The sequence below is a fragment of the Streptomyces sp. CNZ301 genome (assembly GCF_004217425.1).
Map to the genome: position 1 here is coordinate 1,046,417 of NZ_SHLG01000002.1, position 17,000 is coordinate 1,063,416.

The window sequence follows — 17,000 nt, forward strand, 5'->3', positions numbered from 1 at the left end:
CGCGGCGCCTGTGACACCGCGTCCGCTCCCGGTCCTCTCACGCCGGGTGGAGCGGGTTGGCGACGGTGCCGTGGACGGCTGCGTGCGGCCGCTCGGAGCTGTCGCGGTAGCCGTCCATGTGCAGACGGTTCCGGTTGAGGCAGAGCCGTTCGATGCGCGGGACGAGCAGGTCGAACGCCGCGAAGCGGTCCTTCAGTTCGGGGAAGCGGGCCTGGTGGCGCTCGGTCTCCGCGCGCAGCAGCGACCAGAACTCCCCCTCGGGAACCCGCAGTTGCTCCTCACACAGCGGGGCGAGGTAGCGGAACACGCCCACGAAGAGACCGGAGTGGATGAACTGCGTGAGGAACCCCGGGGGCTCCGTCAGCAGCACCTCGCGCACTTCGCCGGGCATGTCGTCCAGTTCGGGGACCGGATCGGCGCTGACGTTGACGTCGTCGACGAAGTCCTTGACCGCCAGCCGTACGGGCACGTCGTCCTCGTCGAAGACGACGATCGCGTTCTCGCCGTGCGGCGAGAAGACCGTCCCGTAGCGGTAGAGGAAGTGCAGCAGCGGCGGCATGACCGCGGCGAAGAGGCGGCGCAGCCACACGCGGGGCGGCAGCCCGGAACGCTCGACGAGCTCCGCGGTGAGCGCCCTGTCTCGTGCGTCGGTGTGGATCAGGGAGGCGAGGGTCCGCCCCCGCTCACCGGATTCGAGCTGCCCGGTCAGCGGTTCGCGCCAGATGCAGCCCAGGAGTTCGCGGTACTGGTACGGCACCTGCGGCAGCCGGTCGTAGAGGGGATGCCGGACGGTGACGGAGGCGACCTCGCCGAGCAGGATCACGCGGCACTCGTCGCGCAGAAAGGCGTCACGGTCGCGCAGTCCGTGGATCCACCGCGTGACCGACGGCGCGGCAAGGGTCCGTTCCGTCGGAAGGCCGCGCCAGACAAGGGTGTTGAGCACGGACAGCGGCAGCTTGACCGTGTACCGCTCGGGACGGCTTGTGTTGAGGAAGGTGCGCACTGACTGCTGGGGCAGCCGCAGGTCGCCGTCGGTGCGCAGCGGGACGATGTCGCCCTTGGCGAGCGCGTCGGCGAACAGCGGTGCGATGGTCTCGTCCCACTGCCAGGGGTGTACGGGCAGGAACAGATAGTCCTCGGCGGGCAGTCCGCGTGAGCGCAGGGTGTGGCGGAAGTCCCGGAGGGTCTCGGGTGCGAGTTCGCGCTCGTAGAGCCGGTGAGGCTCGGCGAGCGTGGGGACGCCCCGGTAGTCGGCCAGACCGTTGCGCACGGCCAGCCAGGGCAGGCGCTGTTCGCGGCGGGCCTCGGGCGCCCAGCGGGCCGCGTCCGACGCGGAGAAGCCCAGGCGGCCCTTGTTCGCGACGAGCCAGGGATGCCCCTTCTGATGCCCTTCGAGTTCGGCATAGCCGAGGTCGGCAAGGCGGGCGGCGGGCAGTTCGCGCTCGCTGAGCCGTACGTCGGCGAGGAGTGTGGCGGACAGTTCGCGGATGAGGTGGCCCGTGGTGTCCCCGGTCAGCGCGAGGAGCGTGTCGTGGGCGCGCAGCAGGAAGGCGAACGGGTCGGTTCCGGCCGGGGTCAGCGAGGCCGGGTCGATGATCCAGTGTCCGTAGGCGCCGCGACGGGCACGGAAGCGGATCGTGAGGTCGTCGCTGACGCGCAGGCGGTACGGGCGCGTGGCGAGGTCGCCGGGGCCGGGAGCGGAAGCGGGAGCGGGAGCGGATGCGGAGGGCGGTTCCGTGCCGGGCAGGCTGTCGTCGTTCGCGCCGGTTCCGGCCGGGGTGTCCCGGTCCGTGTCGGGCTCCGGCCGGATGATCTCCTCGTACGCGAACTCGCTGATCATCTTCACCAGCAGCCGTCTGCCGGCCCTGCGCCAGCTGTCCGGGTCGATGCCCGGCGGCAGGTGCAGCTCGCCGGGGCGGCGGGCTTCGTCGTCGTGGGTGCCGTCGGAAGCCGGCAGGTGCACTGTGGGACTCCTTGTTCGGGGACAGGGACAGGAGAGCGGGGAGACAGGGAGGGAGGGCCGGCGGCAGATCCGTGGCAGGCCGGAACAGGCCCTCAGAGCACTTCGCGCAGCGCCCTGTCGCGGACCATGAGCGCGGCCCGCTTCCCCGGCAGATCGACCTCGGCCGAGAGCCGGAACCCGGCGCTCAGGAACGCCGCGACGGAGGCCACGTTGCGCACGTCCGGCTCGGCCAGCACCCGGCCGCAGCGCGGCCGTTGGTCGAGGACGAGATCGGCGACGGCGCGCAGCAGCGCGGTTCCGATGCCGCGGCCGCGGTCGGGCACGCCGCCGATCAGCAGGTGCAGCCCGGTGTCGTGAGGTCTGGCGCTGCAGTACCGGGCGATGGGGTCGAGGTCCGCGCGGTAGATCTCCCAGTAGCTCATCGGGACCCCGTCGAGAAGGCCGAGGCACGGGACGCTGCGCCCGTCGCCGTCGAGTTGGGCCCGCAGGTGCTTCGCCGTCACCTCCTGCGGGCCGGACAGCTCCCAGAAGGCCGCCACCGCAGGGTCGTTCATCCAGGCGGCGACGAGCCGCAGATCGCGGTCCAGGCGGACCGGCACGAGTCTCATCGTGCCCACCGGCGTGTGCGACGGCGGCCATTCGCCGACGCGGTCGAGCAGGTCGTCGGAGCCCGGGACCTGCTGCGAGGGCGCGGGACTGTTCGCCGGTAAGTCCCCTGCCGGACAGCCGTGCCGGCGCTGCCGCTCCGGGGCGCCGTACCGCTCGTGTTCGGCAAGCAGCGCCGCCAGGTCACCGGAGCGCCCCAGGTCGAGGGTGTCGTCGCTGTCCGACACGCCGGACGGCACGGACTCCCCCGGCGCGCCGGGCCGGCCGGAGGTCTCCGGTCCGCCGGAGGCCGCGGGGTTCGGACGGTTCACGTGAGCGCAGCTCCTCTCGCAACCACGACGCCGGTCACCGGTACAGCGGGTTCGTGACGGTGACGTATACGGACTGGGTGTCGACGGGGCCGACGAGTTCGTCCATGCCGTGCAGCCGCGTGAGCAGGTTGGCCTTGCAGCGCAGCGTCGGCGATTCCAGCAGAAGAGCGGGCAGCGCCGAGAACGGACCGCCCTCGGCCGCGCGGGCCCGCATCCGCAGGAACTGTCTCGCCGCGGCGAGCAACACCGCCTCGTCCGCCAGCCGTTGGACGCCGAAGGCGCCGATCAGCCCGAGGATGTTGTTGATCCCGAGGTAGTACGCGAAGCGTTCGTCGGTCACGGCGTCCTCGACAAAGGAGTCGCTGTCCACGCCGAGCCGCGTGCCGGGCAGCCGCTGCTGGAGCGCGTCGCGCCGCGACTCGCGGAAGTAGTAGCCCTGGTTGTCGCGGTAGCGCCCGCCGCACGGCCATCCGGCGCGGTCGAGCAGCACCAGCGTGTTCTGCTGGTGCGCCTCCAGTGCGATCCCGGCGTGCGCGTCCAGCCACAGGACGGGCCGCACCACGGCGTCGAGATAGCGCAGGAACCACTCGGTGGCGACGGTCGTGACGGAGCGGTCCGTCCGGGCGGCGAGCCTTCCCACGACGTCCGCCAGCCGGGACCGCAGCGCTCCGTACGGCGCACCGGGCCAGGGCTGTTCGGCAGTGAGTCCGGCGACGCAGGCGACGTCGTCCGACGGGGCGAAGGGGTTGTGCCGCACGACGGTGTCCAGGCCCTGCAGGGGCCTGCCGTCGGGCCCGTCGACGCCGAGCCACGCAGGGTCGCGGACGATGTCGAAGCCGGGGTGCACCGCCCGCCACTGCGCACCCAGGCCGGAGCGCAGCAGCCGGTGCACCTCGAGTCCGCGCAGCAGTTCCTTGCGCAGGTTCTCGCGGCGGGAGTTGGTGATGGGCAGGCCGAGGGAGAGCTTGAGCATCGCCGGCCCGCCGGGCCGCGCCACCGTGCGGACGGACGACGTGGGGTGCCAGGCGTCACCTGCCTCGCCGACGTGGTGCAGGAGCCCGTCCGCGAGGAGCCGGGCCACGGCGGGGCGGTGCGAGAGGTGGCGGGCCTGCCAGGGGTGCAGGGGCAGCGGCACGGTCCCGGCGGGCAGTCGGGACACGAGCGCCTCGCCCGCGAGCCGGGCGGCGAGTTGCTGGGCGCCGACGGCGCGGCCGCGTTCCGTCCAGGCCGAGTCGCATGCCAGGACGGATTCGTCGACGGCGATCCAGTGCAGCGGGAAGGACGCCCGCGTCTCCGGCGAGTAGGCCCGGCACTCCTCGTCGGAGAGACTCTGACGGCTCTTGGGCGCGGGGTGCAGCGGATGGCCGAGGACGAGCGACTGTTCGGCGTCCAGGAACGGGCCGTTGCCCGGCGGGGGTTGGGGCGCCGCGCTGCGCTCGGCGAGGAACCCGGTGGCGCGACGCACGGAGTCGGCGACACGGGCGACGAGGTCGGCGGCGTCGACGGAGGCGGACGCGGGGAGGGACGCGGACCGGGGGACGGAGGCAGGGTCGGAGGCGGGCGCGACGGGCCCGGCCTGTGAATCGAAGGCGCCGTGCGCAGCGGATGCGCCGTGCGCAGCGGAGGCGGCCGGGTCGGCGTCCCGGGGTTCGGCGCCGCTCCGGTGGACGGCTTCGCGTGCGATGAGCGCGGCGAGGACCACGGCGTCGAGAGGCGCCGCGCCCGCGGGGACTCCGTCCAGGCGCGGCGGTCCGAAGTCGTGCCGTCCGGTCGGCGACCAGTAGCGCACGGGGACCCGCAGGACCACACCGGTGGCCTCCATGGGGAGCACGAGGGTGTCCTGGCCCCGGGCCGGGCGGGCGATGTCGTTCTCCCGCACCCAGCAGCACAGCAGGTTGCGGACGGCGGCCTCGTCCGCCGTCCGCGCCGCGTCGTCCGGGCCGGCGTCCGCAGCCGCCGTCACGTCCGGCCGGGCAGCGCGCGCGGGCCCCTGCGCCTGCTCGGGCAGGAGCGCGGAGGAGGCAGAGGAGGAGGGTACTGAGGACGAGGGGAACGGCGGGCCGGAGGACGACAGGGGCACGGGAACGGAGGACGAGGGAGACGCCGGGACGGAGGCGGAGGCAGCCGGACCGGACAACGCGGCGGACGGGACAGGTGAGCCGGACGGAGCGGGCGGTACGGGTGCCGTGTGCGGTTTCGGCGCCGGAGGACCGACCTGCTCGGTGACGAGTTCACGCGGGACTGAACGGTCCGCTCCGGTACGGGCGTTCACAGAGGTCTCCTCCGGTGTCGACTCGGCACGCCGAAGAGCGGGCCGCCTCCCCCGTCCGTACCAACGAAGCCGGAGCGCCCTGATCACGGGCGAAGTGAAGATCTGTGACGTGAACCGGTCGGAACCGTGGACCCTGCCGGTCCCGTCCCCCACCTCACGGGGCATAGTTTCCCCAGGCTCCCGGCCGGTGCGGCACCGGGCGGCCGTGCGGCTGAAGTCCAACCAGCCGTTCCGCAAGGGGCCGTGACACTCGCCGCCCCGCAGGGGGCCGTGACAACTCAACAGGAACAAGGACATTCAGGGGGAGTTCATTCATGTCAGCCCACACAGGGCAGGTGCGGCGACGGCGTCCCGCGCCGGCCGTCGCGGCGGTCGTCGCAGCGCTCGCCGTCGCGGTCACAGCGTGCGGACCGGAGGACAACGGCGCCGGGGGCGGGCCCAGTGCTTCCGCGTCCGCGTCCGAGCAGGACGAGAAGCGGGACCGTCTCGGCCTTCCGGAGAATCTGCCCAAGGATCTCCCCAGCTCCCTCGAGGACCTGGACAAGTGGCGCAACGGCGAGTGGAAGAACTGGGACCGGGACGAATGGCTCCGCAGGGCCAAGGAGTTCATCAACCCGATCATCGACGACCTGTGGGACCCGGACCGGATGAAGGACGCCGACGGGAACGACCGCAAGGTCGACGACGACGAGATCGACGACAGTGAGAGCGGCGGCAAGGGCGGCACCGGGGAGGACGAGGGCGTCACCGACCCGGCCCCCGCGCGCGTGCCCGCCAAGCAGGTCGAGCTCCCCTACACCAAGTCCAGTCCGCCCGTCGGCAAGGTGTTCATGGACACCCCGCAGGGTCCGACGGTCTGCTCCGGCACGGTGGTCAAGGACCCCCGCAACCCGGGCAAGTCCAACCTCGTCGCGACCGCAGGGCACTGTGTGCACGCAGGCAAGGACGGCGGCTGGTTCCGCAACGTCGTCTTCGTGCCCCGCTACAACCCGAAGGGGCTGTCCGACGCGCAGCTGGCGAAGGCGGACCGGAAGGATGTCGCCCCCGACGGTGTCTGGTGGGCGAAGTACGCACGCACCACCGACCACTGGATCGCCAACGGGGCGCGGACGGGCGGCAAGGGCGCACCCCAGGACTTCGCGGTGATGAAGGTGCGCCCCGAGGACAGGCGGTCGGGCCCCTCTCTGGAGGAGACCGTGGGCAAGGCAGCGAAGGTCAACTTCGGCACGCCCCGGGTCAAGGCCCTTCCAAGTCTGACACCGCACGGGTACCCGGCCGCGCCCCCGTTCGACGGTACGAAGATGCTCACCTGCACCGGCAAGCCCGGACGTCTGACGCTCGACGCCCGTCAGCCCACGATGTACCGCGTCGGCTGCAGCATGACAGGTGGTTCCTCCGGCGGCGGATGGCTCAGCCCGAGCGGCAGGGAGCTGCTCTCGGTCACTTCCGTCGGGCCCGTCGAGGGCGGCTGGCTCGCCGGTCCGCGCATCGGCAGGGAAGCCAAGGGCATCTTCGACAGCGTCTCCGCCAAGTAGCCGCGAGCAGCGGGGTGTTCAGGGGCTTCGGCGCCGCCGGGCGGCCGGACGCCCGGACACCCCGCTCCCGTCGCCCGGCCAACGCCTTTGCCGCGCACGTCTGTTGCGCTCGGGGCAGGTGCCGCAGACCACCGCACACCGGGCCCGTGCCGACTCGGGCCTCCCTTTCCACACCCAGGGGGATCGTTCACATGTCACCGATACGCAGGCACGGGCGCCGTCGCAGGACCGCGGCCGCCACCGCGGCGCTGACCGCGCTCGCGCTCACCCTCACCGCCTGCCAGTCCGGCGGCGGCACCGACGCGAGCGCCCGGGCCTCCGCGCAGCCGTCGCCGACGCAGGACCTGGGAATTCCGGAGGACCTGCCGGAGGATCTGCCCACGTCCCTGAAGGACCTGGAGAAGTGGCGCGACGGCGAGTGGAAGAACTGGGACCGCGACCAATGGGTCCGTGAGGGACGCGACTTCGTGAACCCCTACATCAAGGACCACTGGAAACGGGACCGCATGGACGAGGCGGAGGACAACGGCAAGCGCGTCCCCGAGGACGTCGAAGCCGCGTCAGGCGTGAGCGCCAGCGGTCCCGAGCCGCGCCCCGTGAAGGCGCGCGGCGTCGACACCCCGTACACGCGGAACGCGGCACCTGCCGGCAAGGTCTTCATGGACACCCCGAAGGGTCCGATGGTCTGCTCGGGCACGGTGGTCAAGGACCCGCGCAACCCGGGCAAGTCCAACCTGGTCGCCACTGCGGGGCACTGTGTGCACTCGGGCAGGAACGGCGGCTGGCTGCGCAACATCATGTTCGTGCCCGCGTACAACAACCGCGGCCTCCCGCCGTCGCAGGTGCGCAGCGCCCAGCCGCAGGACGTCGCCCCGTACGGCCAGTGGTGGGGCGAGTGGGCGCAGACCAGCGACTACTGGATCAAGCAGGGCTCGGCGTCGGGCGGCGGCGGCGCGCAGCAGGACTTCGCGGTCCTGCACGTGAGGCCGGAGCGCCCCGCCGGAAAGTCCCTGGAGGAGACGGTCGGCGCCGCCGTGCGGATCAACTTCGACGCCCCGCGCGCGGAACGCTTCTCCGGGCTCAGCTCGTACGGCTACCCGGCGGCACCGCCGTTCGACGGCGCCAGGATGTACAGCTGCACCGACAGGCCCGGCGAGCTCACGATCGACCCGTCGCAGCCTTCCCTGTACCGCATCGGCTGCACCATGACGGGCGGCTCCTCCGGCGGCGGCTGGTTCATGAAGGGCGCGGACGGCAAGGCCGAGCTGGTTTCGGTCAATTCGATCGGCCCGCAGCCCGCGACGTGGCTGGCCGGACCTCGCCTCGGGCAGACGGCCGAGGGCGTCTTCGACGCGGTCAGCAGGAAGTACGCAGGGAAGAACTGAATTCCGGAGGGACACTCACCGCAACGGCCGCGGTCCGCCTCCCGGTTGCTCCGGTGGCGGGACCGCGGCCGTGCCGTCGTGCCGCTCGTGGACGGCTCCGACAGCTTCGGGGCGCTGCCCGCAGGTCGGGGCCGCTAAAGACTCTGCGCGTCGCCTGCCGGCTGCGGCTCGAACCTGCGCAGTTCCGCGGCCAGTTCGGCGTGCACGCGCGCCTTGAGCAGAGTGCCGTCCTCGGTGTGCGTCTCGGAGAGCACCTCGCCCTCGCTGTGCACACGCGAGACCAACTTGCCCTCGGTGTACGGAACCAGTGCCTCCAGCTCGACCGAGGGACGCGGAAGATCCTCGTCGATGAGGGCACGCAGCTCCTCGATGCCCTGCCCGGTGCGGGCGGACACCGCGATCGCCCGGCTCTCCGCGCGCAACAGCCGCTCCAGCACGAGCGGTTCGGCCGCGTCAGCCTTGTTGACGACGACGATCTCGGGCACGTGAGAGGCTCCCACGTCCCTGATCACGCCGCGGACCGATGCCAGCTGCTCCTCGGGATCCGGGTGTGCGCCGTCGACCACGTGCAGGATGAGGTCGGCGTCGGCCACCTCCTCCATCGTGGAGCGGAAGGCGTCAACCAGGTGGTGCGGCAGATGCCGTACGAAGCCGACGGTGTCGGTCAGCGTGTGCAGCCGGCCGCTCGGCGTCTCGGCCTTGCGCACTGTCGGGTCCAGCGTGGCGAACAGGGAGTTCTCCACCAGGACGCCCGCACCCGTGAGCCGGTTGAGCAGCGAGGACTTGCCCGCGTTGGTGTATCCGGCGATGGCGGCCGACGGCACCTTGTTGCGGCGCCGCTCCTGCCGCTTGATGTCACGGCTGGTCTTCATCTCCGCGATCTCACGGCGCATCTTGGCCATCTTCTCGCGGATGCGCCGCCGGTCCGTCTCGATCTTCGTCTCACCGGGACCACGCGTGGCCATACCGCCTCCGGCCGAACCGGAGCCGCCGCCGCCCATCTGCCGCGACAGCGACTGTCCCCAGCCGCGCAGCCTGGGAAGCATGTACTGCATCTGCGCCAGTGACACCTGGGCCTTGCCCTCACGGGACTTGGCGTGCTGCGCGAAGATGTCCAGGATCAGGGCCGTACGGTCGACGACCTTGATCTTGACGACGTCCTCGAGATGGATCAGCTGCCCCGGGCTCAGCTCACCGTCGCAGACGACGGTGTCGGCGCCGGTCTCCAGGACGATGCCCCGCAGCTCCTCCGCCTTGCCCGACCCGATGTACGTGGCCGGGTCCGGCTTGTCGCGACGCTGGATGACTCCGTCCAGGACGAGCGCTCCCGCCGTCTCCGCGAGGGCCGCGAGCTCCGCGAGGGAGTTCTCCGCGTCCTGCGCGGTTCCGGAGGTCCACACGCCCACGAGCACCACGCGCTCGAGGCGCAGCTGCCTGTACTCGACCTCGGTGACGTCCTCCAGCTCGGTGGAGAGACCCGCCACGCGGCGCAGGGCCGCCCGTTCACTGCGGTCGTACTGATCGCCGTCACGCTCGCCGTCGATCCCGTCACTCCAAGCGACGTCCTCTTCCATCAGGGCGTCAGCTCGGCGGTCGGACTCGGCGACACGTCGGCCAGTGTGTGGAAGAGAAGAGGAGTAGGTCATTTGGTCCTTACGTCGAAGTGAGAGATGCGGGACGGAGAAATACGGGACGTCCCGCTACGGGGAGAACGCCCGTCCGGCGGTATAGATTCCCGCCTCCGGCCCCGCGAAGCGCATCCAGCGCCGGCAGAAATAGTGGCACGCGCGCTCCGCGCGGTCATCCGGATTTGCGCCGCACCGCACCGGAACGCCCCGGGCCCTCGGCGGGCCCGGTGCGGTCCGGTGCGGCCCGGCGGTCAGGAGCTGCGCCAGTCCGGGTGGCCCGGCATCGGCGGGGTCTTCGCCCCGTACAGCCAGTCCTCGAGGAAATCGCTCAGGTCCTTCTTGGCGACCGCGTTGGCAAGCCGGATGAAGTCGGCGGTGGAGGCGTTTCCGTCGCGGTGCTGAGTGATCCATTCACGCTGAAGCCTCGCGAAGTCCTCGTTGCCGATCTTCTCGCGCAGCGCGTAGAGCGCGACCGCGGCGCCGTCGTAGACACTCTTGCGGAAGATGTCTGTCCTGCTGCCCGGCCGGGGCGCGGTCAGCTTCGCCGGAGGCCCGTAACTCCTGCGCCAGCCGTCGGACTTCTCGTACGCCTGGCGCGCGCGGTCGACCAGCGGCGTACCGCCCTTCTCGGCACCGTAGAGCCACTCGTACCAGGTGGCGTGCCCCTCGTTCAGCCACAGGTCGTCCCAGCTCTCGGGGGTCACGCTGTTGCCGAGCCACTGGTGCGCGAGCTCGTGCACCATGACCCCTTCCTTGTACCAGGAGAGCGTCCGGCCCGCGGTGAAGAACGGCTTCGCGAACAGCGAGAGCGTCTGGGTCTCCATGGCGAATCCGAGGTCGGCGTCGGCCACCAGCAGCCCGTAGTTCTCGAAGGGGTACGGGCCGAGGCGCCGCTCCAGCCACTTCAGCTGGCCGGGGGTCTTCTCCAGCCACGGCCGCAGTTCCTCCCGCTGGTCCCGCGGCACCACGTCCCGCAGCGGCAGTCCGTGGGGGCCCTTCGCGCGGCGTACGTAGGAGTCGCCGATGGAGACCTGGGTGAGCGCGGTCGCCATGGGACGTGCGACGCGGTAGGTCCACCGGGTGTTCTTCCCGCTGCGCACCTTGTCGCGGAGCTTTCCGCCCGCGACCACGGTCAGGTGGCTGGGGGCCGTGACACGGAAGGTGAAGCGGGCCTTGTCCGAGGGGTGGTCGTTGCCGGGGAAGACGCGGTGTGCGGCGTCGGCCTGGTTGGCCATGACCAGGCCGTCACGGGTGCGTACCCAGCCGCTGTCCGAGGACCCCGCCGTCGGGCTCGTGTGACGGACGACGACGCGCATGCGCTCACCCTTGCGCAGCTTCTCGGCAGGCGTCACGACGAGGTCCTCGCCGGCACGCTCGTACCGCGCGGGACGTCCGCCGACGCTGACGGAGGACACTTTGCCGGAGCTGAAGTCGAGGTTGAAGCGCGTGAGTCCGTCCCGGGCGGTGACCTCGGCGTCGATGACTGTTCGGGCGTCGAGCGGCTCGGTGTTGATCTTTCCGCAGCGGAAGGAGATGTCGTAGGCGCGCACGTCGTACCCGGGATTGCCCAGGTGGGGGAAGAGCCGGTCGTCCACGCCGAGCGGTTTCGGCACCGGCGCCCCGGCAGCGACGAGCGCCAGGACCGCGCAGGCGACCGCCGCGGAGACACGGGCGCGGGATCGGATGACAGGGCTGGTGGCAGGGGTCTGAGCAGGCCTGTTCACTGCGGGGGAGGAGTCGACCATGCATTAGTGCTATCAGCAGCCTGGTCGGCTGCCGGGGCGCCACAACAGGCCCCGTCCCCGCCCCACCCGAAAGAACCGCGAAGCCCGTGACCGGGACGAGGACGGCCCTTCAGCGGGCCGGCAGCGGGCGTGCGGCCCGCGTGACGTCGTAGACGCCGGGGACGCCGCGCATGGCGCGCATCAGGGCGGGCAGCCCGGCGGCGTCCGGGAGTTGCAGCGTGTAGGTGTGCAGCACCCGCTGCTCACGGGGCGGCTCGACCTCGGCGGAGACGACGGTGGCGCCCTGTGCCGCGATGATCTCCGTCAGGTCCGCCAGCAGGTGCGTGCGGCCCAGTGCCTCGGCGCGCAGCGTCACCCGGCACCCGGACGCGCCCTGCTCCCAGCGCACGGGCACCGACCGCCGCCCGGTGGCCGTCATGCGGGCCACCGAGTGGCAGCTGTCGCGGTGAACGGTGACAGTGCCGCCGCGCACGGCGAATCCGGTGACGCTGTCGGGCGGCACGGGCGTGCAGCAGCCCGCCAGCCGCACAAGGGAGTGGGGCTCCTCCACGACGACGGAAGCGGCGGCCTCGGCGACCGGCGCTCCCCCGCCCCACGCCCTGCGCCGGGCCGTGCGCAGGCCCGCACTCCCGTCGGTGTGCGCGTCCACGGCGGCGCCACCTCGTTCGGACGAGGCGCCGCCGACGCGCCCGGACGCCGAAGGCCCCGCGCCGGCGGAGCTCCGGGGGCGTGTTTCGTCGCCGCGGCCCGGCACCTCGGCGGCGCCCGCCCCACCCGCCGGGGCCAACTCCGGTTCCTGGACCGGTGGATGGGCCGCGAGCCACTGTCTGATGGCGATGCGCGCAGCCGGTGTACGCGCGTGGTCCAGCCACTCCGGCGAGGGACCGGACGGCACCGACGCCGCAACGGGCTCCATGAACAGCTGCACGGCGTCACCGTCCCGCAGGACGGTGCTCAGGGCGGTCAGCCGCCCGTTCACGCGGGCGCCGATGCAGCGGTGCGCCGCCTCGCCGTACCGCGCGTAGGCCGCGTCGACGCACGTCGCACCCGCGGGCAGCGGAAGGGCTCCGCCTCCTGCCGCGGGCGGCGCTCCGGGGGAGGCGCAGTAGACGGTGATCTCCCCGTCCTGCGCCAGCTCGTCGTGGAGCTCCGCCCAGAAGGTCTCGGTGTCGGTGGCGTGGCTCTGCCACTCCAGCAGCCTCGACAGCCAGCCGGGGCCTCCCGGCTCGGCGCCGCTCTCGCCGTCGCCGCTCTGCGACGCGCGGTGGGGGTCACCCAGCGCGATCACGCCGGCCTCGGCGACGCGGTGCATCTGCCGTGTGCGTACGAGGACTTCGGCGACACGGCCCTCCTCGTCGGCGAACGCGGTGTGCAGTGAGCGGTACAGGTTGAACTTGGGGGCGGCGATGAAGTCCTTGAACTCCGCGACGAGCGGCGTGAAGCAGGTGTGCAGTTCACCGAGGACCGCGTAGCAGTCGGCGTGCTCCTCGACCAGGATCAGCAGCCTGCCGAAGTCGCACGGGCCCAACTCGCCCCGTTTGAGACGCAGTCGGTGAACGGAGACGGTGTGACGCGGCCGGATCAGGACCTGGGCGGCGATGTCCGCCTCGCGCAGCAGCCGCCGCACGGACGTCGCGACGCCGGTGAGCGGATCGGGCTCCCGGGTGTGCTCCGCGATCAACTCCCGGGCTAAAGCGTGCTCTTCGGGGTGCAGGATGGCGAAGGTGAGGTCTTCCAGCTCGCTCTTGAGCGCCTGAACGCCGAGCCGTTCGGCGAGCGGAATCAGCACGTCACGGGTGATCTTGGCGATGCGTACCTGCTTCTCGGGGCGCATGACTCCGAGCGTGCGCATGTTGTGCAGCCGGTCCGCCAGCTTGATCGACATCACCCGGACGTCGTTGCCCGTCGCCACGAGCATCTTGCGGAAGGTCTCCGGCTCCGCTGCCGCGCCGTAGTCCACCTTCTCCAGCTTGGTGACGCCGTCGACGAGATAAGCGACCTCCTCGCCGAACTCCTTGCGCACCTGCTCCAGCGTCACGTCCGTGTCCTCGACGGTGTCGTGCAGCAAAGAAGCCGTCAACGTGGTCGTCTCAGCGCCGAGTTGGGCCAGCAGCAACGTCACCGCCAGCGGGTGCGTGATGTAGGGCTCGCCGCTCTTGCGCATCTGTCCGCGGTGCGAGGACTCCGCGAGGACGTACGCACGGCGCAGTGCCCCGAGATCGGCCCCGGGATGGTGTGCGCGGTGAACCTTGGCGACGTGCTCCATGGCATCGGGGAGGCCGTCGCGCCGCGGTGCCTGCCCCAGCAGGGCCGCGCGGCTGAGCCTTCGCAGACTCCTCATGGCACCTCCCGCTGTTCGCGTCGAAGCAACGCCCCGGTCAGGCCCGGGCCTGTGATGGTACCGACCCCAGCACACGCTGATGTCCCGGTCCCGCCCAGCGTGAAACGGATCACCCGTCCGAGGGACGTTTGGAGGCTGGCAAGTTGAGGGTGACGCTCCTGAATGCCCGCCAGGAGAGCAGGGGAACGGACACGGTGCGCCGGCTACGCGCTCACGCCCGCAGCCACTCCGGGTCGAGGGTGCCCTCGGCGACGATCACCGCGGGCCCCGTCATCTCGATGCCGCCGTCGGCCAGTTCGGTGATCACGAGCGTGCCGCCGGGCACGTCCACCGTGTACGTCGCGTCCTCGCCGTCGGCCGCCGGGTCCACGCCGTCGCGACGCGCCGCGGCGACCATCACGGCGCACGCCCCGGTTCCGCACGAACGCGTCTCGCCGGAACCGCGCTCGTGCACGCGCATCGCGACGTGCCGCACCCCGCGGTCCACGACGAACTCGACGTTCGTGCCCGTGGGGTACGCCGACGCGGGCTGCACGTCCGGGGCGTCCAACAGCCGCCCGGCGTCCGTGAGTTCGCCGACGAAGGCGACCGCGTGCGGATTTCCCATGTTCACGTGCACAGCGGACCAGCTGCGATCGCCCACACGCACCGTCACGTCGCCCCCGGGCAGCGCAGCCGCGCCCATGGAGACTGTGACGCCCGAGCCGTCCTCGGCGAGGTGTGTGCGCTTCACGCCCGCGCGGGTCGCGACAGCCACCTCCCCCGGCTTGACCAGCCCGGCACGCTCCAGATGCCGGACGAAGACGCGCACGCCGTTGCCGCACATCTCGGCGACCGAGCCGTCGGCGTTGCGGTAGTCCATGAACCACTCCGCGTCGTCCGCCATCTCCCGGGCCTCCGGGTGCGCCGCGGAGCGCACGACGTGCAGCAGCCCGTCGCCGCCGATCCCGGCCCGCCGGTCGCACAGCCGGGCGACCGTCCCCGGGGACAGCTCGAGGAGTCCATCAGGGTCGGGGAGGATCACGAAGTCGTTCTCGGTGCCGTGCCCCTTGAGGAACGGCACGGGCTGTGCGCTGCTCATACTGACGATCGTACGGGAGCGGGGCGCACCCGACCCGGGCACGCCGGGTCAGCGCAGCCTGGCCACACGCCAGATAGCGAGCACCACCACGGTCCCCACGACCACGGCGTACAGGGCGACGATCCGCCAGTCCGGGCGCTCGTCCGACTCCGGGGCGGGCAGCCCCGGCCAGGACAGCCCGACGCGGCGGGCGGCCACCACGGCCCAGCCTGCCGCGCAGCCGCAGATCAGGAGCCCCAGCATGGAGACGACCGCGCCCGTGCCGCCGCCCGGCTCGAAGGCGAGGGGGAAGGCGAACATCAGCGAGCCGAGGGCGCTCAGCACCACGATGGGGGCGAGCTGCCACACCCGGAACTTGCGGGGGGGACGCAGGTCCTGCGCCTCCACGTCGGCGTCCCGGGCCTCGGGGGGTACGTCGGAGCCGTCCAGGTCGTCGGCCGCGTCGGGCCCGTCGTCGATGTCCAGGTCGTCCGCGAGGCCAGCGTCGGCGGTGTCCGGACCGTCGCTCACGTCCGGTGCCCCACCAGAGCGGTCGGCCGCGGAGTCACCGTTGCCGTGGGGCACGCCCCGAGTGCTGCCGTCGAGGCCCGGGAGATCGTCGATGCGTCCCCCCGCGGACCCGGCGCGCTCAACCTCGTCGACAGCGGTCTCCTCATTGTCACGAGGGCCGGCCTCCATCGCCACCCGCCCTCCCAACTACAACTGCAGGCTCCGAACGATGGTCGATGATGGCACGCCGGAATGGCCACGGCGGACGTCCAGGACGTCCCGATGCCATCACGTGATCAGGCTGTGACCGGGCGTTCAGCGGTTCAGGAGCGATGCGGCAGCTCCGGGACAGGGTCGCTCCCGCCCGGTTGTGGCAGGTCGTTTCAGGCCGTCGCGGCGGGCACCGTTCCACGGTCCGGAGGCCCCGGGGGCGAGCCTGAGATCGACGCCATACCCATGCCATATGTGCTGTGTATAGGCTTTCGTGAAGCTGGGCATCGGTGGATGCGTCGACGGCACGAGAGGAGCGAGGGCGGCCGTGTCTGGTGAGGCGGCGGATGAGTCCGTGGAGCTGGAGCAGCTGCGGAAGGCGATGGAGACCCGGCCCGTCATCGATCAGGCCAAGGGCGTACTCATGGCTGCGTACAGCCTCACCCCCGACGACGCGTGGACGGTGCTCGTGACCGTCTCGCAGCACTCCAACACCAAGCTCAACTCGGTTGCGGAGGAGATCGTGGCGAGCACGCAGGAAGGCGTCGTGGACGCGCGCCTGCGCTCCGTGATCGAAGCCGCGCTGAAGCAGTTGAGGTCCCCGTAGCCCCGGCCGCCGAAGCTCCCCGGCCGCGCGGGCCCGGCCCGCGGCCTGTGCGCCGGGCGGACCCGGAGCGGTTCGAGCTGCGCGGCGCGTGAGGTGCCACGCCTCGACCGGAACCAGCCGCGCAGCAAGCCGTGTTGAGCGGAAGGCAGCGGCGCCGGGTGATCATCAGCGCCGTCTCCGCCGCTCAACCGCCGGCCCACGGCGGTGTGCTCAGTGCCTGCCGTGGGCGCTGTCGGAGACTCCGCCGAAGAGACGCGCCACAAGGCGGAAGGGGAGCGTGACGACGGTGGCGACGGCGCCGCCGATGGTGCGCAGAACGTCTGCGATTGCCTTGAACATGTCCGGTTCTCCGTTCAGTTGGCCGGTCTGAGGTACGAAGCCGCACGACAGGCGCCGAACGGCCGGTGGCTGAGTTGCCCGGAGCGGCCGGACGAAACGTCGCGGGGCGCTTCTGCCGGGCGACGCCGGAGTCGGCGGGGTGCACGGCGACGCAGAGATGCCTGACACAGCTGCTTCCTCCCCCACCGCCCTGTGTGGAGGTGAGCCGGCGGCGAGGCTGCACCGAACCCGTGGGGAGGTGACCGGCGTACCAACTGACTGTCGAGGCGGTGAACGCCGGGTGATCTTCCCCGTGAAGTCCGGCATGGACGGAGTTCCGGTACACCTGCGAAGTGATCCACCAGGTGATCAGCGGCTCGCGCTCCCCGCAGCGGGTCGTCCTGTGACGGGCCGACCCCACCGGCTGCGCTCCGAACCGAGTGGGGTCTTCGCCGTCACCTGGCCCGGGCCACGCGACGACGCACCATCTGCGTAGCCCGCACACGGCA

At 71.8% G+C, this 17,000-nt stretch carries 12 protein-coding genes; 3 read left to right on the forward strand and 9 right to left on the reverse strand.

Going from position 1 to position 17,000, the window contains the following annotated elements:
* Window positions 1-37: 37 nt before the first annotated feature.
* The 3 genes from EV375_RS28690 to EV375_RS28700 all read right to left on the reverse strand — a co-directional run bounded on the left by EV375_RS28690 (window position 38) and on the right by EV375_RS28700 (window position 4,843).
* Entirely contained in the window at window positions 38-1,957 is a 1,920-nt protein-coding gene (locus tag EV375_RS28690) for an IucA/IucC family protein (protein ID WP_486588885.1), read from the reverse strand.
* 98 nt (window positions 1,958-2,055) lie between these two features.
* Window positions 2,056-2,880, reverse strand: a complete 825-nt coding sequence (locus EV375_RS30035) for a GNAT family N-acetyltransferase (protein WP_486588859.1) — start codon at window positions 2,878-2,880, stop codon at window positions 2,056-2,058.
* A 34-nt stretch (window positions 2,881-2,914) separates the two neighbouring features.
* Window positions 2,915-4,843, reverse strand: a complete 1,929-nt coding sequence (locus tag EV375_RS28700) for an IucA/IucC family protein (protein ID WP_486588860.1) — start codon at window positions 4,841-4,843, stop codon at window positions 2,915-2,917.
* 623 nt (window positions 4,844-5,466) lie between these two features.
* On the opposite strand from EV375_RS28700, the gene EV375_RS28705 reads away from it, so the two are divergent.
* Together EV375_RS28705 and EV375_RS28710 are read left to right on the forward strand one after the other, a co-directional pair.
* A complete protein-coding gene (locus tag EV375_RS28705; protein WP_130302802.1) occupies window positions 5,467-6,687 on the forward strand; it encodes a S1 family serine peptidase in 1,221 nt (406 codons plus the stop codon).
* 191 nt (window positions 6,688-6,878) lie between these two features.
* Window positions 6,879-8,072 carry a S1 family serine peptidase gene (locus EV375_RS28710; RefSeq protein WP_130302803.1) on the forward strand — a complete coding sequence of 398 codons (1,194 nt, stop codon included), beginning with the start codon at window positions 6,879-6,881 and terminating at the stop codon, window positions 8,070-8,072.
* Window positions 8,073-8,206: 134 nt separating this feature from the next.
* On the opposite strand, the gene hflX is transcribed toward EV375_RS28710, so the two are convergent.
* The 5 genes from hflX to EV375_RS28735 form a co-directional block, all read right to left on the reverse strand.
* Complete coding sequence (hflX, locus tag EV375_RS28715) at window positions 8,207-9,718, reverse strand: GTPase HflX (RefSeq protein WP_130302804.1); 1,512 nt, start codon at window positions 9,716-9,718, stop codon at window positions 8,207-8,209.
* A 233-nt stretch (window positions 9,719-9,951) separates the two neighbouring features.
* Window positions 9,952-11,445, reverse strand: coding sequence for a M1 family metallopeptidase (locus EV375_RS28720; RefSeq protein ID WP_130302805.1), 1,494 nt, complete (start codon window positions 11,443-11,445; stop codon window positions 9,952-9,954).
* A 109-nt stretch (window positions 11,446-11,554) separates the two neighbouring features.
* On the reverse strand, window positions 11,555-13,786 hold the full coding sequence (locus EV375_RS28725) for an HD domain-containing protein (RefSeq protein ID WP_130302806.1): 2,232 nt from the start codon (window positions 13,784-13,786) through the stop codon (window positions 11,555-11,557).
* A 211-nt stretch (window positions 13,787-13,997) separates the two neighbouring features.
* A complete protein-coding gene (gene dapF / locus EV375_RS28730) occupies window positions 13,998-14,867 on the reverse strand; it encodes a diaminopimelate epimerase (protein ID WP_130302807.1) in 870 nt (289 codons plus the stop codon).
* A gap of 48 nt (window positions 14,868-14,915) precedes the next feature.
* Window positions 14,916-15,551 carry a hypothetical protein gene (locus EV375_RS28735; RefSeq protein ID WP_486588861.1) on the reverse strand — a complete coding sequence of 212 codons (636 nt, stop codon included), beginning with the start codon at window positions 15,549-15,551 and terminating at the stop codon, window positions 14,916-14,918.
* Between the two features lie 343 nt (window positions 15,552-15,894).
* On the opposite strand from EV375_RS28735, the gene EV375_RS28740 reads away from it, so the two are divergent.
* A complete protein-coding gene (locus EV375_RS28740) occupies window positions 15,895-16,173 on the forward strand; it encodes an ANTAR domain-containing protein (RefSeq protein WP_486588862.1) in 279 nt (92 codons plus the stop codon).
* Window positions 16,174-16,383: 210 nt separating this feature from the next.
* Here the strand turns inward: EV375_RS28740 and EV375_RS30040 are convergent, their stop codons facing one another.
* A complete protein-coding gene (locus EV375_RS30040) occupies window positions 16,384-16,512 on the reverse strand; it encodes an LPFR motif small protein (protein WP_486586794.1) in 129 nt (42 codons plus the stop codon).
* Window positions 16,513-17,000: the final 488 nt, after the last annotated feature.